The 17,693-nt window shown below is 62.8% G+C and carries 21 protein-coding genes; 9 read left to right on the forward strand and 12 right to left on the reverse strand.

The features are described from left to right. Entirely contained in the window at positions 1 to 318 is a 318-nt protein-coding gene (locus tag BRPE64_RS21210; RefSeq protein WP_016346901.1) for a non-heme iron oxygenase ferredoxin subunit, read from the reverse strand. Between the two features lie 441 nt (positions 319 to 759). Here BRPE64_RS21210 and BRPE64_RS21215 point away from each other — a divergent pair, with 441 nt between their 5' ends. After that, positions 760 to 1,833 carry a porin gene (locus BRPE64_RS21215; RefSeq protein ID WP_016346902.1) on the forward strand — a complete coding sequence of 358 codons (1,074 nt, stop codon included), beginning with the start codon at positions 760 to 762 and terminating at the stop codon, positions 1,831 to 1,833. On the opposite strand, the gene BRPE64_RS21220 is transcribed toward BRPE64_RS21215, so the two are convergent. After that, positions 1,830 to 2,729, reverse strand: coding sequence for an IclR family transcriptional regulator (locus BRPE64_RS21220; RefSeq protein WP_016346903.1), 900 nt, complete (start codon positions 2,727 to 2,729; stop codon positions 1,830 to 1,832). The two genes, BRPE64_RS21215 and BRPE64_RS21220, sit on opposite strands and share 4 nt — an antisense overlap. Positions 2,730 to 2,864: 135 nt before the next feature. Here BRPE64_RS21220 and BRPE64_RS21225 point away from each other — a divergent pair, with 135 nt between their 5' ends. The 3 genes from BRPE64_RS21225 (at position 2,865) to BRPE64_RS21235 (ending at position 5,775) form a co-directional block, all read left to right on the forward strand. After that, complete coding sequence (locus BRPE64_RS21225; protein WP_016346904.1) at positions 2,865 to 3,728, forward strand: sulfite exporter TauE/SafE family protein; 864 nt, start codon at positions 2,865 to 2,867, stop codon at positions 3,726 to 3,728. A gap of 11 nt (positions 3,729 to 3,739) precedes the next feature. Then, positions 3,740 to 4,054, forward strand: coding sequence for a DUF1634 domain-containing protein (locus BRPE64_RS21230; protein ID WP_016346905.1), 315 nt, complete (start codon positions 3,740 to 3,742; stop codon positions 4,052 to 4,054). Positions 4,055 to 4,170: 116 nt separating this feature from the next. Beyond that, positions 4,171 to 5,775: an FAD-dependent monooxygenase gene (locus tag BRPE64_RS21235; protein ID WP_016346906.1), complete on the forward strand. Its 1,605-nt coding sequence runs from the start codon at positions 4,171 to 4,173 to the stop codon at positions 5,773 to 5,775. 7 nt (positions 5,776 to 5,782) lie between these two features. Here BRPE64_RS21235 and BRPE64_RS21240 read toward each other — a convergent pair whose 3' ends face one another. Next, entirely contained in the window at positions 5,783 to 6,601 is an 819-nt protein-coding gene (locus BRPE64_RS21240; RefSeq protein ID WP_016346907.1) for a class I SAM-dependent methyltransferase, read from the reverse strand. A 195-nt stretch (positions 6,602 to 6,796) separates the two neighbouring features. Here BRPE64_RS21240 and BRPE64_RS21245 point away from each other — a divergent pair, with 195 nt between their 5' ends. From BRPE64_RS21245 to BRPE64_RS21260, 4 genes are all read left to right on the forward strand, one after another. Beyond that, on the forward strand, positions 6,797 to 7,543 hold the full coding sequence (locus BRPE64_RS21245) for a glucose 1-dehydrogenase (protein ID WP_016346908.1): 747 nt from the start codon (positions 6,797 to 6,799) through the stop codon (positions 7,541 to 7,543). Positions 7,544 to 7,709: 166 nt separating this feature from the next. Further along, entirely contained in the window at positions 7,710 to 8,342 is a 633-nt protein-coding gene (locus BRPE64_RS21250) for a LysE family translocator (RefSeq protein ID WP_016346909.1), read from the forward strand. An 888-nt stretch (positions 8,343 to 9,230) separates the two neighbouring features. Then, the gene (locus BRPE64_RS21255) at positions 9,231 to 10,028 is read left to right on the forward strand and encodes a glycoside hydrolase 5 family protein (protein ID WP_232519291.1); all 798 of its coding nucleotides are present in this window, start codon (positions 9,231 to 9,233) and stop codon (positions 10,026 to 10,028) included. A 175-nt stretch (positions 10,029 to 10,203) separates the two neighbouring features. Continuing rightward, a complete protein-coding gene (locus BRPE64_RS21260) occupies positions 10,204 to 10,413 on the forward strand; it encodes a hypothetical protein (RefSeq protein ID WP_016346911.1) in 210 nt (69 codons plus the stop codon). A 156-nt stretch (positions 10,414 to 10,569) separates the two neighbouring features. Here the strand turns inward: BRPE64_RS21260 and BRPE64_RS21265 are convergent, their stop codons facing one another. The 3 genes from BRPE64_RS21265 to BRPE64_RS21275 all read right to left on the reverse strand — a co-directional run bounded on the left by BRPE64_RS21265 (position 10,570) and on the right by BRPE64_RS21275 (position 12,038). Then, entirely contained in the window at positions 10,570 to 10,995 is a 426-nt protein-coding gene (locus BRPE64_RS21265; protein WP_016346912.1) for an RcnB family protein, read from the reverse strand. 160 nt (positions 10,996 to 11,155) lie between these two features. Continuing rightward, entirely contained in the window at positions 11,156 to 11,374 is a 219-nt protein-coding gene (locus tag BRPE64_RS21270) for a hypothetical protein (protein ID WP_044042829.1), read from the reverse strand. Between the two features lie 79 nt (positions 11,375 to 11,453). Continuing rightward, positions 11,454 to 12,038, reverse strand: coding sequence for a glutathione binding-like protein (locus BRPE64_RS21275; protein WP_016346914.1), 585 nt, complete (start codon positions 12,036 to 12,038; stop codon positions 11,454 to 11,456). Positions 12,039 to 12,297: 259 nt separating this feature from the next. Here BRPE64_RS21275 and BRPE64_RS21285 point away from each other — a divergent pair, with 259 nt between their 5' ends. Further along, the gene (locus BRPE64_RS21285; protein ID WP_016346916.1) at positions 12,298 to 13,539 is read left to right on the forward strand and encodes a multidrug effflux MFS transporter; all 1,242 of its coding nucleotides are present in this window, start codon (positions 12,298 to 12,300) and stop codon (positions 13,537 to 13,539) included. Here BRPE64_RS21285 and BRPE64_RS21290 read toward each other — a convergent pair whose 3' ends face one another. The 6 genes from BRPE64_RS21290 to BRPE64_RS21315 all read right to left on the reverse strand — a co-directional run bounded on the left by BRPE64_RS21290 (position 13,540) and on the right by BRPE64_RS21315 (position 17,640). Next, a complete protein-coding gene (locus tag BRPE64_RS21290; protein WP_016346917.1) occupies positions 13,540 to 14,247 on the reverse strand; it encodes a GNAT family N-acetyltransferase in 708 nt (235 codons plus the stop codon). Positions 14,248 to 14,272: 25 nt separating this feature from the next. Then, positions 14,273 to 15,034, reverse strand: a complete 762-nt coding sequence (locus tag BRPE64_RS21295) for an SDR family oxidoreductase (RefSeq protein WP_016346918.1) — start codon at positions 15,032 to 15,034, stop codon at positions 14,273 to 14,275. A 43-nt stretch (positions 15,035 to 15,077) separates the two neighbouring features. Beyond that, complete coding sequence (locus tag BRPE64_RS21300) at positions 15,078 to 15,959, reverse strand: NmrA family NAD(P)-binding protein (RefSeq protein WP_016346919.1); 882 nt, start codon at positions 15,957 to 15,959, stop codon at positions 15,078 to 15,080. A gap of 76 nt (positions 15,960 to 16,035) precedes the next feature. Then, positions 16,036 to 16,608: a TetR/AcrR family transcriptional regulator gene (locus BRPE64_RS21305; RefSeq protein WP_016346920.1), complete on the reverse strand. Its 573-nt coding sequence runs from the start codon at positions 16,606 to 16,608 to the stop codon at positions 16,036 to 16,038. A gap of 111 nt (positions 16,609 to 16,719) precedes the next feature. Continuing rightward, positions 16,720 to 17,316 (reverse strand): ProQ/FinO family protein, encoded by a 597-nt coding sequence (locus BRPE64_RS21310; protein ID WP_016346921.1) that lies wholly within the window; start codon positions 17,314 to 17,316, stop codon positions 16,720 to 16,722. A gap of 78 nt (positions 17,317 to 17,394) precedes the next feature. After that, positions 17,395 to 17,640: a hypothetical protein gene (locus BRPE64_RS21315; protein ID WP_044042831.1), complete on the reverse strand. Its 246-nt coding sequence runs from the start codon at positions 17,638 to 17,640 to the stop codon at positions 17,395 to 17,397. Positions 17,641 to 17,693: the final 53 nt, after the last annotated feature.

Consider the following 17,693-nt stretch of genomic DNA (forward strand, 5'->3'; position numbering starts at 1 on the left):
TCACGCCACCTTGATCTGGATTTCTTCGCCGGCCAGGCGCACCGAATACGTCTTCAGGTCGCGTCCGCCGGGCTCTTTCAGGCATTTGCCCGTGGGGATATGAAACACCGCTTCGTGCAGCGGGCATTCGACGGTGTCGCCATCGACGAAGCCTTGCGTCAGCAGCGCATAGGCATGCGGGCAGACGTTTTCGAGCGCGTAGAGCGCCTCGCCCACCTTGTAGATACCGATTTCCGCACCGTCGTCGAGCTTGAACTCGATCGGTGCGTCTTCGGACAGGTCGCCGGCATGTCCGGCGCAGCGCCATTGTTCAGACATCTTTCACCCTTTCTCTGGAATCTCTGCGTTCCACTAAAGGAACAACAGTTCGTGTATGGGCATTATAGGAGTCGTCCGAGGCAGACAAAATAGAAATCTGAATTTCTAGGTGAAAACACTGAAACCCGGACGTTTAAAAGTTGAATCGAGCATCACGCGTGCCGGGAGAACGTTCGTTCGACATTGATTCGTAAGCTTTTTCTGTCGCGTTACCGTTTGAGGCGGCGATCGTCAGGGTCTACCCGAGTTCATCCCAAATTTATTTTTTCGACGCGAAAAACCTCACTATACTTTCCATAGGCAGTACGTTGATCCATAGGTGGAACATAAAAAGCGATCGACGTCAGGCTCTGTCGGGAGCGGAATCAAGCGTCAGGCAACGGCGGCACATGAAATCGGGCGGGGGTCCGTCCTTAAACCACACGGTCAGGAGAACTAAGGGTGAAGCACATCATCGCAGCGGGGCTCGTCGGGGCCGGCGTCGCAACCGGCGCGGCGGCGCAAAGCACAGTGACGCTCTACGGCAGCCTCGATGCCGGCATCGCGTATGTCAACAACGTCGGCGGCCATCCGAAATGGATGGAAGAGCAGGGCAACATGCAGCCGGACCGCTGGGGTTTTCGCGTCGTCGAGGATCTGGGCGGCGGGCTCAAGACCGTCGCGCAACTGGAAAACGGCTTTTATACGAACACCGGCAATTTCGCGAAGGCCGGCACGCTGTGGAATCGTCAGGCCTATCTCGGGCTCGAACAGGAAAATGTCGGCACGTTGACGCTCGGTCACCAGACGCCGTTCAGCTTCGACATGCTCGGGCCGCTCTCGACGGGCTATCTCGCGGCGAGCTGGTATGCGTTTCACCCCGGCAATATCGACGAACTCGCGGACACGGGCGTGGTGCCGTACGACAACTCGGTGAAGTTCCGCTCGGCGAATTTCTACGGCTTTTCCGCGGGCGCGATGATGGGCCTCGGCAATACGACCAACTTTTCGACGGGACGCAACTACGGCTTCGGCATCACGTATGCGAACGGGCCGTTCAAGGCGGCGGCGACGTATTCGAACGAGCACAATCGCACGCCCGCGATCGTGACGACGGGCATCACGACCTTCCAGGGCCAGCCCGCGGCGACCTACATGGCGGACAAGCAGGAAGTGATGGGCGCGGGCGCATCGTACGAGATCGGCAAGTTCGTCGTGCACGGCCTCTATACGCGCGTGAAGCTGGAATCGAACGGCTTCTCGAACACGTTCCAGTCATACGATGCAGGGCTGACGTACAAGATGGTGGCGTGGAACTGGATCGCGGGCGGCGCGGCGACGACGACCTTCGCGGGCGGCCGCTGGACGCAGTTCGAGATCGGCGACATCTACATGCTGTCGAAGTCCACGCAACTCTATGTGAACGCGCTTTACGAGCACGCGACCGGCGGCGCGAAGGCGGCTTTCTTCACGGCGGGCGTGTCGAGCACGGCGAATCAGGTGATCGTGCTCGCGGGCATTCACCACTCGTTCTAGGCGAGCAGCTTGCGGGCGGCGAGCGCGGCGGTCGGGTCGTCGGCGGACGCGCGATAGTTGAGGCGCGTGGAGAGTTCCATCGCGGCGGCGCAGATCGTTTCGACGAGTTGCGATTTCTCCTCGTCCGCGCCGATATCCGAGCGCGGCACGGTCGCGGCCACCGCTGCGACGATCGCCCCCGAATGATCGCGCACGGGCGCGGTGACGACGGAAATGCCGCGTTCGAACGACGCTTCGCTCAGGCCATAGCCGAGCGCGGCGCATTCACGCACACGCTCGTAGAGTTCGTCGACGGTCGCGGGCGTGCGCTCGGTGTACTTTTCAAGCTGCGCCTGCGGATAGAGCGCCTTGAGCGCCGCGAGCGACAGATCGCCCATTAGCACATGACCATGGACGGTCGCGTGCGCGGGCAGACGCGTGCCGACATGCACCTTCACCGAGCTGAAAAGCGGCTCGTGACTCTGCGCCTTCGCGACGAACACGACATCGCGCTGATCGCGAATCAGCAGATGAGTGGAGAGTCCGGTCGCATCGCGCAGGCGTTCGAGAATCGGCGTGCCGAAGTCGGTGAGCTCGAGCGAGTTCACGTATTCGAAGCCGAGCCGCAGCACGGCGACGCCCAGCCGGAAATTGCGGTCGCCGTTCACGCGTTCGAGAAAGCCGAGCGCTTCGAGCGTCTGCAGCAGGCGAAAGGTCGTCGTGCGCGGAATGCCGATACGTCGCGACAATTCGGGCGCGCCCAGCACCGGCTCGCGAGCCGAGAATTCGGCGAGGATGCGCAAGCCGCGTTCGAGCCCCGGCACGAGATAGCTGGAACCGCTGCCGGACGATGCGTCGTCGTCGGTGGCGTCGGAGTTTTCCGCCGGGGTGTCTTCCTGTTTGCTGGGTCGGGCCATGTTCGGCTGTCGTTGTCGTCGTGCAATGGACAATCATAGCGCGAGACGAATCGCAGGCTTTCTCTCCAGCCTTTTTTCAGCATGTTATAACAAGTTATAATAAGCATTCGTCGAACTTGCTGCGGGGCCGGTTGCATGAGCTTCGAAACGACACTCTGGCTGTTCTGCGCGGGCCTGGGCGCGAGCGCGGTGGGCGGCATGCTGGGCATGGCAAGCGGCCTGTTCATCGTGCCGCTTCTCACCATGTTCTTCCACGTCGACATACACGCCGCAATCGGCACGAGCATCGTCTCGGTCATCGCGTGTTCGTGCGGCGGCGCGGCCGCCTTCCTGCGCGGCGGCCTGACGAACGTGCGGCTCGCCCTCGTGCTCGAAACCGGCACGACGCTCGGCGCGCTGACGGGAGTGCTGCTCGCCGGAATCGTCCCGGTCGCGGCGCTGAATTTTCTGTTCGCGGGCGTGCTGCTCGTCTCCGCGTGGCAGATGTTCGTGCGCTGCGAGGATCCCGCGCGGACCGCCGAATATGCAAGCGCGTCAGGACTGGCCGCCGCGCTCGATCTGCATTCGAGCTATCCGGACAGCCGCCTGCGCCGCGATGTCGAATATCGGGTCAGCAGGGTGCCGGCCGGGCTCACGCTCATGTATATCGCGGGCATGGTGTCGGCGTTGCTCGGCATCGGCAGCGGCATCCTGAAGATTCCCGCGATGGATCACGCGCTGCGTCTGCCGATCAAGGTCTCCACGGCGACATCGAACTTCATGATCGGCGTGACGGCCGCCGCGAGCGCAAGCGCGTACTTTCTGCGCGGCGAAATCGTGAGTGCGATTGCGGCGCCCGTCGCGCTCGGTTCCGTTATCGGCGCGATCGCGGGCGCGCGCGTGCTCATGAAGGTGAAAGGCGAGCGTCTGCGATTGCTCTTCCTATCCATGCTCGTGATCGTTGCATGTCAGATGCTTCTGCAAGGCATGGGCATCGATCTCGCGCGGCAGGCGGGTTGATGAAGCACCGAATGCACACATCGCACACATCGCACGCGTCGCTCGATCGCATGCTCGCGAGCTTCCTGCAATACGGCACATGGGCCGCGTGCGCGCTGCTCGGCGCAGGACTGCTGCTCGACGCGCACGCGCCGGGCTCGGGCATGACGTTGCTGACGGCGGGTGTCGCATCGTTCATCGTGCTGCCCGTGTTGCGCGTCGCGTTGATGCTCGTGGTTTTCGCGCGCCAGCGCAACTTTCTCTATGTGACGATCGCGGCGACGGTGCTGGCCGTGATCGCTGCGGGCTGCCTAATCGGCGTGCGGCTCGGCCCGCTCGCCGGCTGACGCGCGCATGGCGCACAGGCACAGCAAACGCGCCAATCGCGCCCACAGCGGTTATTCTCCCCGACGGCAGCGCGCGAAAAAAATCGTGCGCCGATTTCCTCGGGAGAAATCGCGTCATGACCGATACGACCGATGTGCTCGATGTTCTGATCGTCGGCGCGGGCCCCGTCGGCCTGATGCTCGCCACGCAATTGCGCCGCGATGGCGTGAACGTGCGCGTGATCGATACGCACGCGGAACGCACGTTCTTCGTGAAGGCGCTGGGCGTGACCGCGCGCACGCTGGAAATTTTCGACGACCTCGGCATCGCGCGCGAGGCGATCGATGCGGGCGTCTGGCTCACCGGCGCCGAGACCTTTCAGGATGGCGCGCCCGCATTCAGCGCGCAGTTCCCGCGCGAAGGCATGCCCTATGGCGCGCTTTCGCTCGCGCAGTTCGAGACCGAACGCGTTCTGGAGGCGGCGCTCGCGCGTCATGGCGGACACGTCGAATACGGCGCGACGCTCGTCGATTTCACCGAAGCCGACGACGTCATCGATGCACGCATCCAGCACGCAAACGGCGACACGCACACGCTGCGTTGCCGCTGGCTGGTCGGCTGCGACGGCGCGCGCAGCACGGTGCGGCGTCATCTCAACGTGGCGTTCGAGGGCGATCAGTTTCCGCAGACCTTCATGCTCGCCGATGTCGATGTCGACTGGAATCTGCCGCGTGGCCCGATGTATCGCTTCAACGTCGCCGCCGACGCCGGGTCGATCGCGCTCGCCGCGCTGCCGGTGCGCGGTTCCGTGCGCCGCTATCGGCTGTCGATGGTGCTGCTTCCCGACGACGCCGCGCGTCATGCATTGAACTCGACGCCGGATTTCGCCGAAATCGAGCGCATCATGCTGCCGGTCTTGCCGGACGGCACGAAGCTGTCGTCGATGCGCTGGTCGTCGGTGTATCGCGTGAGTCATCGCATCGCTCAGCATTATGCGCAAGGCCGCGCGCTGCTCGCGGGCGATGCCGCGCACATCCATCCGCCCGTCGGCGGGCAGGGCATGAACACAGGCTTGCAGGACGCGCACAATCTCGCATGGAAACTCGTGCTCGCGACGCGCGGCATCGCGAGCGATGCGCTGATCGGCACGTACGAAGCGGAGCGGCGTCCGGTGGGCCTCGATGTCGTCGAGGCGACGAGCCGCGCGATGAACACCGTGCTCGCGCACGGCGAGATGCGGCCTGCGATGCGCGAGACGCAACTGCTCATCGGCTATCGCGGTAGTTCGATTGTCGCCGATGAATGCAGCGCGCTTTCGCCGGAACTGCCCGCGCCCGGCGATCGCGTGCCGGAGGTCGGCGCGCTCGCGGAAACATTCGTCGGACATGGACAGCGGCTGCAAGACCATATCGGGCGTGGCCGTCACACGCTGCTCGGCTTTCTGGACGACGACACGCACATCGAAGCCTTCGACGCCGCCGCCGTTGCGTGGCGCGCGGCGCTCGGCGAAGCGGCGGGCGCGGTGCTGATCGCGGCGCCATCGGTGGCGCTTGCAGCAAGCGAGACGTATCGCACGCTGAGCGATGCCGAAGGCGAGTTCGCCGCCGCGTTCGGTGCGCGCAACGGCATGGTGTGGGTCGTGCGGCCCGATGGACACATTGGCTATCGCAGCGCATCGTTCAACGCGCATGCACTGATCGCGTGGCTGGAAAACGTGCTCGGCAAAACGGTGGCGCGGTGAACCCGCATCAGCGCGCTACCGCGATCACGTGCGCCTGAATTTTTCCATCGACGAGACCCGTGCCGAAGCGCGCCTCGATGGCCGTGGCGGAGGCATCCGTCGCGTCGTCGAGAGTAACAAACGGACGCGATTCGATTTCATTGCGCAACGGCGTCCCCTGGCAATAGGCGACGGCCACCAGATGCGCCGTGGCGGCACGGCTTCGCGCGGTCACGGTAGCGATGCTGGGCGTTGCATCGAAACCGGCGCTTGCGAGGTCGTGAGAAATGACCTGCGCATCGAAATAACCATGCGGCGTGCGTTCCATAAAAAGAGGAGGATCGACTGGAAAGAGGCGGCGAAGAGCCTCGGTTATCGTGTGTGCGAATTCGTTTTCTTCGATGCGGTCCCAGACGTTGAACAACAGCGCGCCGCCGGACCGGAGCACGCGGCGCGCTTCGGCGAACGCGGCGGCCTTGTCGGGGAAGAACATCGCGCCGAACTGGCAGACGACGATATCGAAACTGGCATCGTCGAAGGGCAGTTGCAGCGCATTCGCCTGTTGCCAGTTGATCGGCCTGCCTGCGTCGTTGGCGGCGGCGCGATCGAGCATCGCCTGATTCAAATCGGTCGCGACGATCTCGACGTGCGACGGCAGCATGCGCGACATCGCGCGCGTAACGACGCCGGTGCCCGCTGCCGTTTCGAGCACGCGCGACGGATTGCGCGCCGCAACACGCGTGGCGATGTCGCTTGCGTAGGACGCGAAGATCATCGGCACGAGGAGCCGGTCGTAGAGCTCGGGAATCCGTCCGGCGAAGGTCGTATCGGTACGAAACGTATTCATGCACCGCCTCCTGTCATTGAGCTTGCAGCGCCTGAGCGCGTGTTCGTCGATTATTCGCGAGAGCCCGCAAGTCAATTCACTTTAGGCCGCTTTATCGCTATCGATGAGATGTCTACAGTGACGTCACTGCAAGCCGGACATCCGAACGCACCGGCCTAACTTAACGTATTAAGTCAACTCTTCAAGGAATCGATCATGAGCAAACTCGCAGGCAAGGTCGCTATCGTCACCGGCGCGTCGAAGGGAATCGGCGCGGCGATTGCCCGTTCGCTGGCGGCAGAAGGCGCATCGGTCGTGGTCAACTACTCCAGCAGCAAGGCCGGAGCCGATGCCGTCGTCGCGGAGATCACGAAAGCGAACGGCCGTGCGATCGCAGTCGGCGGCGATGTGTCGAAGGCGGCGGATGCGCAGGGCATCGTCAATGAAGCGATCGAAACGTATGGCCGGCTGGATATTCTCGTGAACAACTCGGGCGTCTACGAATTCGCGCCCATCGAGGAAATCACCGAAGAGCATTTCCATAAGCAGTTCAACGTCAACGTGCTCGGCACGCTGCTGACGACGCAAGCCGCCGTGAAGCATCTGGGCGAAGGCGCGAGCATCATCAACGTGAGTTCGGTCGTGACCCGCATCACGCCGCCCGCGAGCGCCGTTTATAGCGGCACCAAGGGCGCGGTCGATGCGATCACCAGCGTGCTCGCGCGTGAACTCGGCGCGAAGAAGATTCGCGTCAACGCGATCAATCCGGGCATGGTGGTGACCGAAGGCACGCACAGCGCGGGCATTATCGGTTCCGATTTCGAAACGTCGGCGCTTGCGCAGACGCCGCTCGGCCGCCTGGGTCAGCCGGACGATATCGCGTCGGTCGCCGTGTTCCTCGCCTCCGACGATTCGCGCTGGATGACCGGCGAACATCTGATCGCGAGCGGGGGCATGCGTTGATACGTAGCTCATGCTGTCCCGGCGTAATGGCGCCGGGATTGTGAGTTGCGGTGCCTTGGCGGGCGCAAGTGGCAAGTGTATCGAGCGGCGGCTGCGGTTTTGTATCTGGCCGACGCGCGCCGTTCGATGCACAGTGTCGAACTCTCTTTTTTCGGAGCCCGTCACGATGCCGCACACGCCTCAACTTTTCGCATTCGCGCTCGTCGCGCTCGGCATGGCGCTTACGCCCGGGCCGAACATGGTGTATCTGATCTCGCGCTCCATCTGTCAGGGGCGCACGGCGGGACTCATCTCGCTGGGCGGCGTGGCGTTGGGCTTCGTGGTCTACATGCTGTGTGCAGCATTCGGCATTACCGCGCTGCTGATCGCCGTTCCCTTCGCTTACGACACGCTGCGCTTCGGCGGCGCGCTCTACCTGCTTTATCTCGCATGGCAGGCCGTGAAACCCGGTGGCCGCTCGCCGTTTCAGGTGCGCGATCTGCCCGTCGACGGGCCGCGCAAGCTCTTTACGATGGGCTTCGTCACGAACCTGTTGAATCCGAAGATCGCCGTGCTCTATCTGTCGCTGCTGCCGCAGTTTATCGATCCGCATCAGGGCAGCGTGCTCGCGCAGTCGATCGTCTTCGGCGCGGTGCAAATCACGTTGAGCATCGCGGTCAATTCGACCGTCGCGATGACGGCCGGATCGATTGCCGTGTTTCTCGCGCGCAAGCCGGCGTGGCTTCTGATTCAACGCTGGCTGATGGGCACCGTGCTCGCGGGCCTCGCGGTGAAAATGGCGACTGAAGCGCGGCGGTAATACGCGGTGTATGGAAAATCCGTTCGCGAGTTTTGCGCGGTGCGTTTCACTCGCGGCGGGTTTCATCAGTCGAATGTGAGCGTGTAAAGCGATTGTTTTTTTGACGCACGCACGCCATGCAAATTGCCTAAGCTGTCTGCATCCGTCTGACGGACGGATTTCTTCGCGCCTCTCGCCTCCCTATTCCCTCGTCGCTTCGACCGACGGCGTCGTTCTTTTGTCGCGTCCGGTACACGTCCACGGGAAAGCCGTTTCGCTTTAGTCAGCAAAAGCGACGGCTCATGGCGAATTCATTTTCCGTTTATGCGAATGACCGGAATCATGAAACTCATTGCGTACGGCATAAACTCGATAATCGTTTCCATTTTCGATTCATGGCGATTTCATCGAACCCGGCGAAGCTGGGTGTTATTTACATGCACGGTGTTATTTTTGACGGCATGCGGAGGCGGCGATGGGGGGAGCGGTGGCGGCAGCGCGAACAACGCTGCCAATACTAGCGGCGTTACGGGTATTAATGGCACAAGCGGCACAAGCGGCACTAACAGCACTAACGGTACATCCGGCACAAGTGGCACAAGCGGATCGCAGACCGCCTCCGGCCCCGCCAATCCCTCAACCCCGCCCGCCAGCACAAGCACGCCCGCATCTTCCCCCACCACAACGGTCAACACCAACGCGCCTCCGACAAATCCCCCGGCTCCCGCCGCCGCGGCCAGCGACGTCGCCAGCGTCGCAAGCTCACCCGTCGCCGCGAGTGCGCCCGCCGGCAGCATCTTTTACGGCATAAACGGGCATCTCAGCGTCGGCGGCGCTTATGCGATTTCCAGTCCCGCAACGCAGCTCGCGCAATTGAAAGACCTCGGCGTCACGCTATATCGAAACGATGTGTCCAATCAGAACGACGCCATCAAACTCGCGAACATCGCGCAGACGATGCTCGCATCGGGCGTGACGATTTATCCCGTGATACTCCAGACCCTCAATTTCCCCGACGAAGCGGCAGCCTACCAAGCCTCGTACACGCTCGCCCAACAGATCGTCAGCGTGCATAAATACGCGTGGTACGAAGTGACGAACGAACTGGCGGCGCAATGTCTGGTCGGCTGGGTCGACGGTGTGCGCAGCAGCGACTTCGATAACCAGCGCTTCCAGATCGCGCGCGGCGTCATACGCGGAATGATCGCGGGCATCAAGTCGATCGATCCTGCGGGCAAGATCGTGATCGGCGGCAATACATGGATGCACTTCGGCTTCGACGTGATGCTCGCGAACGGCACGCAGCCGGACGGCACGAGCGGCCATCCGGTCGTCACGTGGGACGTAACCGCGTGGCACTGGTATTCGGAGCAGGGCGACATCCGGCACGCGTGCGGAGGAACCGGCTGCTACGACGTGATCGGCACGCTCAAGTCTTTCGGCAAGCCGATCTGGCTCAACGAAGTAGGCATGCGTCCCGCCTTTCCCGGCACGCCCGACGAAGCGGCGGCCTTTCTCGCCAACAACATGCTCGGCGCGTTGCTGGCGATTGCGCCGCAATATGACATCGAATCGCTGCAGGTGTATCAGCTCTACGACGATCCGCCCAGTGGCGAAGGCCCGTACGGCATCATGCTGAACGACGGCGTAACGCCCAAGCCGGCCTTTGGTGCCGTTAAAAATTTCATCGCGACGCATCCGAAATAGCCGTCCCGCGCGGGAGCGGGACCGCCAATTGCTATGTAGGGGTGCTCATACCCTCGCGCATCAGGCAGCGAATCGTCGAGCGACCAGCGGCGGCGACGCGCAAACCTCAAGAAAAAACGGTTGCGTTTCCGCCTGTGACATCAATGAAGAGAGTTGGAGCCGACCAGGAGTGCATATGCTGATTCGCTGCGCCGCTTGCAACAAGCTCATCTACTCCGACGATGCCCTCGAAGACCGCACATGCCCGGCGTGTGGATCTGCGGATACCGAGTACATCGCGATGAGTATCGTGTTCGAACAGGCTTCGGCCAACGATGCGCAGACGGTGAAGACACCGGAACGGCGCGACCGGCCCGAGATTGCCGAAATAAAGCAGCGCCTGTGAGGGCTGCATGAGGGCGGAATGGCCTCAAAGCCCTGAGGCAGTTGCGCCAAGCCCTCTGATTTGCGTGTATTTTGCCCGCCCAGGTGGCGGGCTTCTTCTTTTCGACGACGCAAAACGCGTGTCCGGCACATCAACCGGACACGCTCAACCGACGCTTTAGTGCGAAAGCACGATTTGCGCGATGATGCCCGACGCCGCCGCGACCAGCAGGAAATCCCCGCCGACGCCTACCCATTGATAACCGCGCGGCGGCTCTTGCAGGCCGCGGCCATGCCAGTCATCGACCACATATCGATGGTCGCGATAGTCCGCCGAGAGACGATCGCCCCTGTGCCAATCGCCATGACGGGGCGCTTCGTGTGCGTGCTCGGGCGGGCGCGGCGCATGGTGATCGTCCATCACGGGGCCACGGCCCGGGCCACCCTGAAGGCCGTATTCCGGCGCCTGACCGGGGTGGCCGTGCAAGTCGTACATGTCATGCCCATGCTCCGGGCCGCCGGGCACCGGCTGGGCGAAAGCCGCACCCGCCGTGAGTCCGATGCTCGCGCACAACAGCGCGGCGACGATTCGACCTTTTTTCATTGTCCTTCCTTTCGTTTGCAGAGTGCTGATTCGCGGCGATGTCCGTTGATATGCCGGGCGAATCATTGCGGAAGGACTTTACGCAAAGGCGAATTGAGATGGGGTGAGGATGTGTAAGTAACGCTTACGGAACATTACTCACGCATGACGCGATGCCGCCTTACGGCGTTTCGCTCCCGGCCGGCAACGCATCGGCCTTGGCGTTCGCGTGTTCTTTCGCCGCGTTCAGCGCGGCCTCGACGCTGTCGAGCGGACGCTCGCGCATTTCGGTGAAGCCGTCCGCATCGATCGTATAAGCCCAGGTGCATTGCCCGGTCGGCTCGCGGTCCACGGTGATCTCGACGGAGTGGCCGTTACGAACGTAGGTCTCGGTTGACATGATGTGCTCCCTCGATGAATGACGTGCTGCGTGACCGGTTCGAAGCGATGCGCTTCCCAAACTCGAAAGCGCGTCTGAATTACTCGAGCCCTTCGTGTTCGAAAGCCAGCTTGACGGCGGGCCGTTCGCGCATGCGCTGATAAAACGCCTGCAACTTCTCGGGCGCTTCGATGCCCACTTTCCTCGCCCATGTCAGCATCGTGAAGAGGTAGGCGTCCGCGACGCTCACCGAATCGCCGAACAGATAATCGCCCTGCATCATCTTCGAGACGAGCGCGAAACGCTGGCCGATTTTTTCGCGCGCCGCCGACGCCTCCGCATCCGAAGTCGCGCGGAACACGCGGCCGAACTGCTTGTGGATTTCGGTCGAGATGAACGCGAGCATTTCGAGCAGACGCAGATTGCCGTCATTGCCGGATGGCGCAAGTTGCGGCGCCTGCTGCGCGACCCACGACAGAATCGCGATGTTTTCGGTGAGGCGCCGGCCATCGTCGAATTCGACGACGGGCACATAGCTCTTCGGATTGATGTCGTCGAACGGCTTGCCGTCTTCGGTCTGCTTGGTCTTGAGATCGACCTTCACGCGGTCGAAATCCATGCCCGCTTCGTGCATCGCGATGTGATCGGCGAGACTGCACGCGCCGGGCGCGAAATAGAGTTTCATTGCGCGGCTCCTTGAGAGTGACCGCTTGCGCGGCAACCCTCAGTGGGCGAGCAAGGCGCATGCCGCGCGACGACTTCAGCAGCCCGCGCCTGCGCAATCGTGACAGAGCGTCGACACGCCGCCGCCGCCGACGACGCACGCGCGAAACTGCGCCGCCGACGCGGGCTTTGTGTCGATTCGCGCGATGACAGGCACAATACGCGTTCTCCATCCGGGCACGCCGCGCGAATTCGCCGGTCTCCGCTCATCCTGCGCCGTCATGAACCCAGAACGACTCGACTCGAATTCTCCGCGTTTCCTGCTGTTTCTCGTTTGCCTCTTTGCGTCCGCGGGACAGCTCGCCATCGATATTTACGTGCCCGCGCTGCCCGCGATGGCGCGCTATTTCGCCACGTCGCCGCAGGCCATTCAATCGAGCGTATCGGGCTATATGGCGGCGTATGCGATCGGCCAGCTCGTCTTCGGACCCGTCGCCGATGCGTACGGGCGCAGGCGCGTGCTGGCTTTCGGGCTCGTCGTCTACACGTTCGGATGCCTGCTCTCGCTCTCGGCGACGAGTCTCGAAACCTTCCTCTTCGCGCGTTGCCTGCAGGGCTTCGGCATCGCCGCGACCAATCTGCTCGCGAAGGCGATCATCACCGATTCGTTCTCCGGGCAGGCGCTGTTGCACGCGTTCACGTACATGTCGATTGCGTGGGGCGTGGCGCCGATCGTCGCGCCCGTGATCGGCGCGCATCTGCAGGAGTGGTTCGGTTGGCAGGCGTGTCTCGTCTTTCTGCTGCTGTATTCGCTCGTGATGTGGGCGTTCGTGTGGCGTTATCGCGAGACCTTGCGGCGGCCCGTGCATCTCGTTCCACGCACGCTGATGAGCAACGCGGGCAAAGTGCTCGCGAGCCCCGTGTTTCAAAGCTGTTTTCTCGCGCAGGGCCTGTGCTACAGCATCATTCTCGTGTTCAACATCGTCGGGCCGTTCATGGTGCAGAACACGCTGCACAAGCCGCCGACTTTCTTCGGCTATCTCGCGCTCGGCATCGGCATGATGTATTTCCTCGGCGGCCTGTCGAACCGCGTGCACAGTCCGCGCTTGCCGAGCGCCGAGCGGCGGCTGCGCATCGGTGCGCGCGTGATGGCGGGCGCATCGATCGTCATGTTGCTGCTCGCGCTGACGGTCGGCCTGCAAGTGTGGACACTCGCGACGCCCGTGCTCGTCATGGGCTTCTGCGCGGGCGCCATGTACCCGACGCTGATGGCCAAGGGCAACTCGCTGTTCCCGCATATCGCAGGCCTGACGAGCGCGATTCTCGGCTGTGCGCTGCTACTCGTATCGTCGGCGATGATGGGCCTCGCCGGTTTCGTTTCAGTGCAGATCCTGACGCCGCTCGCGGTATTCTTCGTGTTGCTCGCGCTCACGGTCGTGACGATGGTCACGCTGCTCTTGCGGCATCTGGAGCAAGAGCAGGCGGTCGCCGCCGTTGCGTGCACGAAAGCCGACGCGGCCTGACTACGCTTGCGGCCCGAGCACCGTGAGATGCAGCATGCGCCGCTCGACGAAGCCTAGCGCGCGATAAAGCCCGATGGCCGTCCGGTTCGACGTGAAGACGTGCAGAAAGGGCTTCTCGCCGCGCGCGGCAATGCTGTCGATGAGCGCGTTCATCAGGCCGGCCGCATAGCCGCGCCCACGCGCGGATTCATCCACGCAGACGGCGCTGATTTCCGTGTAGCCGTCGAGCCTCATGCGTTCGCCCGCCATCGCGACGAGTTTGCCTGACTCGCGCATGCCGAGATAGCGGCCGAGTTCGACGGTGCGCGGCCCGAACGGTCCGGGCTGCGTCGCGGCGGCGAGTGCGAGCATGTCGGGCACATCGGCTTGGCCGAGCGTGACGTGCTGCAACGCGCGTGACTTGCGTGGCTCGTGCGACGCGCCTTCCCACACCATTTGCAACAACGTTCCGCGCCTCACGACGGAGATTCCGGCGGGCGCGAAGACTTCGTTCGTCTCGACGAGCGCAACCGGCCCTGACGCTTCGATCAGCGCGCGCAGTGCATCGAACGAGCCGGCGCTGCTGTCGGGCATCGCGCCGAAAGCAGTCATCGAAGGCGCATAGCGCCATGCCCGATAGTCGCCGAGCGCGATGGCATTTTGCGTGCTGCTGAGTGCGCGCCACACGACACGGTCGAGCGGATGTTGATCGGGCATTGCGTCCTCCATGGGTGAGTTGAATCGCGTTGAATGATTAGGGCGTCGGCAGAGGATTGTCGATGATCATCTGATTGAAGGCATCGACGAAGCCATGTTCGTTCGGCCCCGCGTTGTTGCGAAACATCTGTCCGGCCTCGACCACCACTTCCGTTGCGGCGCTTTCGAGCAACGCCATGGTCTGCGCGATGAACGGCTCCAGTTGCATCGCGCGCGGGTCTCCGCTCTTGCCGACGAGATCGGTATCGACCCACGGCGGCGCGATCTCGAGCACGCGCACGCTCGTCTCGCGCAACGCGAAACGCTGCGACAGCGAATACGAGTGGATCGCGGCTTTGGTCGCCGAATAGAGCGCGGCCATCGACATCGGGACATAAGCAACAACGGAACTGTTATTGATGATGACCGCTTCCGGCTGCTTCTTCAGATGCTCGATCAACGCGCCGCTGACACGCACCGGACCGAGCAGATTGGTTTCGATGAGGCGCACGGCTTGGGCATCGTCGAGCGGGCCGGTCACATCGTCGAACGGCATGATGCCTGCGTTGTTGATCAACACATTGAGCGCCGGATAATCGCGCATCAGCGTGGCGGTCACGCTTGCGATCTGCGCCGGATCGCTGACATCGATTTCGATCGCGTCCATGCCGGGATTGGCGCGCGTGACTTCATCGAGCAATGCCTTGCGCCGCCCGCCGATGATGACCTTGTTGCCCCGGCTATGAAATGCTTCGGCGAGTCCCCGTCCGATGCCCGACGTCGCGCCCGTAATGAAGATGGTGTTGCCGCTCAGTTTCATCGCATGCTCTCCTGAATATGTTTCGGGTAACGAACTAAGTGATTCACTGCTCGAACACGGCGCGATTCGCTTTCACGAAGTCGCGAACGGTTTGCGGCGCACGTCCGGTGATCTCGCCGATGACGCCGTCCTGCCCGGCAAAAATGCCGTTCTGGTAATCGACTGCAATCGCGAGAAAGTGCTGGATCAAGAATTCGGGCAAGCCGAACTTTTCCAGATGCGCGCGATAGGCGTCGATGCTCGACGGCTCGTACACGATCGTGCGGCCGAGTTCCTTGCCGATTTCATCGGCGATTTCCTGCTGACTCAACTCGACAGGCCCGCACAGCGTGTACGTCTTGCCGATATGATCCGCGGGCTGCGTGAGCACCGCGGCGATCAGGCGCGCCTGATCCTCGGCGGCGATCGGCGCGTGACGGCCGGCGCCGTAGGGCAGCGTGATCTTGCCTTCCTGCACGATCTGATCGCGTACCCACGGGAAGACGAACCACTCGGAGAAGAACGTCGGACGAATATGAACGACCGGCACGCCCGACCAGTCGAGCACGCGTTCCGCGATCCAGTGATCGCGCGCCGCATGACTCTTCGAATCCTCGCGCGCCGAAATCTGCGACATCTCCACGACAACCTCGACACCCGCGCGCCGCGCCGCATCCGCGAAATACGCGGCCGCCTGGATATAGCCGGGGCGCACGGGATAGCAGAGATATGCGCCGTCTACGCCATCCAAAGCGCGGATCACGTCGTCATGTTCGAGCAGATCGCCCACGACGATTTCCGCGCCCAGTTCGCGAAGCGCTTCGCTGCGCGCGTCCTCCCGATGCACGAACGCACGCACCGCGTGCCCGCCCTCCAGAAGATGACGGATGGTATGGACGCCGGTCTTGCCCGTGGCGCCGGTGATAAGGAACTTGCGTGCTTGCATGATGGCTTCTCCGGTTCTAGTGCATATGCACAGTTAAGGCAAAAACAAAAGGCTCGTGCAGAGCCTTCGATATCGGTCAGATTGCTTCGAGATGTTGTTTGACGTCGTGCAGAACGGCCCGCGACGCGTCGGGATCGTCGATGATGCGCGCCATCGTGACGGCGCCGATCATCGCGGAGAGTGCGAATACGGCTTCCGAACGCGCGGCGTCATGATGAGCGCGCCCGCTGCGCTTCGCGATGACATCGACGAGTGCTTGAAATCCGCGTGCTGCCGCGGCGCGCGTGGTTTCATCGGCGCGGGCCAGTTCGCTGCCCATGCCCGCGAGCGGGCAGCCGCGCTCGGGACCGTCGCGGTGCGAGGCGGACACGTAAGCATCGACGATGGCCTTGAAACCTTCGCGGTCCATGTTCTTGCCCGCGGCGGTTTCGAGAATCTCGATCATGCCCGTGATGCCCGCGGCGGTGGCTTCCGCGACGAGTTGATCCTTGGAGTCGAAATGCCGGTAGAACCCGCCGTGCGACAGACCCGCTTCCGACATGATGTCTGCGACGCCGGTTGCCTGAATGCCGTTGGCGCGAAACTCCCGCGCCGCGACCTCGACAATCCGCTGACGCGTTTGCGCCGCTTCGACTCTGGATTTCCTCATGGCGTGCCGCTCCGTGACTCCATGTTTTAGATGATAGTAGTCATCTAAAAGGAAGTCAACGAAGTTTTACGATTGACGGGCCACGCACGCCCGTTCGCGAAACGCGCGGTGTTACGCGCTTTCCTGCGATGCTTTTTCCGCGGTGTCCGTCGATGCAGGAGCAGCCGGAGCAGCCGACTCGGACGACGCAGCCGCGGCCAGACGCGCCTGACGATTCGATTCGAGATAAACCGCGCGCGCCGCATCGGCGGTCGTGACTTCGCCCGCCGGGACGCCCGCGAGATCGACGCGCGGCGCGCCTTCTACGAGGGACGTCCAGTAACGATTGCCCCGGCACCACACCTTGATGGCGCCGCGCAATTCGCGCTCGTTGAGCTGAAGCTCGGCCGCGTGTGTCATCAGATCTTCGAAGATGCCGACCTTCAGCGGAACCTTCGGTGCCGGATTCTTCGGAAACGCCAGAGGAAACCGCTTCTGCAGCTTGCCGATCGTGTGCACGACCGGGTCCACAGGCTTTGTCGGCTTTGCGGGCTTCGTAGGCTTCGCGGGTTTTGCGGCCGCCGCAGCGGAAGCAGCGGAAGCAGCAGAAGCGGCGGGCGCAGGCGTCGGCCTCGGCGCTTTTCGCTCGCGCGGCGGCTTCTTCGCGCGGGCCTGCTCGGCCTGCTGCGCAAGTTGTTTTTTCAGTCCTGCTAGTTGTTCGAAGCCCATTACATCGTACCTGTGGAAAGCGAACATCAATTTTAGCAGCCCCGGTTGACACGCTCAGGACAGCGGCTGTGATTCACGCTATTCGTCATCCGACGATGCGCCGGGTTCCAGCCGTTCGAGCAGTTCGTCGATCTGCTGCAACTGCGTCGGCAACAGGTTGCCGTCGCTCATGAGCTTCTTCAGCCGGCGACGCCAGTAGGCAGGCGGCAGCGCCGGATGATCGTCCCGCACCGACGACTCGATCGCGAGCCGAAGATGCGCGATGTCCGCGTCCATGAGGGCGAGGCGTCGGGCGTCGGTGAGTCGGTGTTTTCTGCGGTTCATGCCGCTTTTCTGGGAGATTTATTAAGTCCTTATGGTGCCCAGAACCGGTCGCC

The sequence above is a fragment of the Caballeronia insecticola genome, from assembly GCF_000402035.1.
Lineage (GTDB): Bacteria > Pseudomonadota > Gammaproteobacteria > Burkholderiales > Burkholderiaceae > Caballeronia > Caballeronia insecticola.

Excerpts from the sequence above, each read along its gene's own strand:
- BRPE64_RS21210 (WP_016346901.1), bottom strand. The coding sequence starts at position 318 with ATGTCTGAACAATGGCGCTGCGCCGGACATGCCGGCGACCTGTCCGAA.
- BRPE64_RS21220 (WP_016346903.1), bottom strand. The coding sequence starts at position 2,729 with ATGGCCCGACCCAGCAAACAGGAAGACACCCCGGCGGAAAACTCCGAC.
- BRPE64_RS21225 (WP_016346904.1), top strand. The coding sequence starts at position 2,865 with ATGAGCTTCGAAACGACACTCTGGCTGTTCTGCGCGGGCCTGGGCGCG.
- BRPE64_RS21230 (WP_016346905.1), top strand. The coding sequence starts at position 3,740 with ATGCACACATCGCACACATCGCACGCGTCGCTCGATCGCATGCTCGCG.
- BRPE64_RS21235 (WP_016346906.1), top strand. The coding sequence starts at position 4,171 with ATGACCGATACGACCGATGTGCTCGATGTTCTGATCGTCGGCGCGGGC.
- BRPE64_RS21240 (WP_016346907.1), bottom strand. The coding sequence starts at position 6,601 with ATGAATACGTTTCGTACCGATACGACCTTCGCCGGACGGATTCCCGAG.
- BRPE64_RS21245 (WP_016346908.1), top strand. The coding sequence starts at position 6,797 with ATGAGCAAACTCGCAGGCAAGGTCGCTATCGTCACCGGCGCGTCGAAG.
- BRPE64_RS21250 (WP_016346909.1), top strand. The coding sequence starts at position 7,710 with ATGCCGCACACGCCTCAACTTTTCGCATTCGCGCTCGTCGCGCTCGGC.
- BRPE64_RS21260 (WP_016346911.1), top strand. The coding sequence starts at position 10,204 with ATGCTGATTCGCTGCGCCGCTTGCAACAAGCTCATCTACTCCGACGAT.
- BRPE64_RS21265 (WP_016346912.1), bottom strand. The coding sequence starts at position 10,995 with ATGAAAAAAGGTCGAATCGTCGCCGCGCTGTTGTGCGCGAGCATCGGA.
- BRPE64_RS21270 (WP_044042829.1), bottom strand. The coding sequence starts at position 11,374 with ATGTCAACCGAGACCTACGTTCGTAACGGCCACTCCGTCGAGATCACC.
- BRPE64_RS21275 (WP_016346914.1), bottom strand. The coding sequence starts at position 12,038 with ATGAAACTCTATTTCGCGCCCGGCGCGTGCAGTCTCGCCGATCACATC.
- BRPE64_RS21285 (WP_016346916.1), top strand. The coding sequence starts at position 12,298 with ATGAACCCAGAACGACTCGACTCGAATTCTCCGCGTTTCCTGCTGTTT.
- BRPE64_RS21290 (WP_016346917.1), bottom strand. The coding sequence starts at position 14,247 with ATGGAGGACGCAATGCCCGATCAACATCCGCTCGACCGTGTCGTGTGG.
- BRPE64_RS21295 (WP_016346918.1), bottom strand. The coding sequence starts at position 15,034 with ATGAAACTGAGCGGCAACACCATCTTCATTACGGGCGCGACGTCGGGC.
- BRPE64_RS21300 (WP_016346919.1), bottom strand. The coding sequence starts at position 15,959 with ATGCAAGCACGCAAGTTCCTTATCACCGGCGCCACGGGCAAGACCGGC.
- BRPE64_RS21305 (WP_016346920.1), bottom strand. The coding sequence starts at position 16,608 with ATGAGGAAATCCAGAGTCGAAGCGGCGCAAACGCGTCAGCGGATTGTC.
- BRPE64_RS21310 (WP_016346921.1), bottom strand. The coding sequence starts at position 17,316 with ATGGGCTTCGAACAACTAGCAGGACTGAAAAAACAACTTGCGCAGCAG.
- BRPE64_RS21315 (WP_044042831.1), bottom strand. The coding sequence starts at position 17,640 with ATGAACCGCAGAAAACACCGACTCACCGACGCCCGACGCCTCGCCCTC.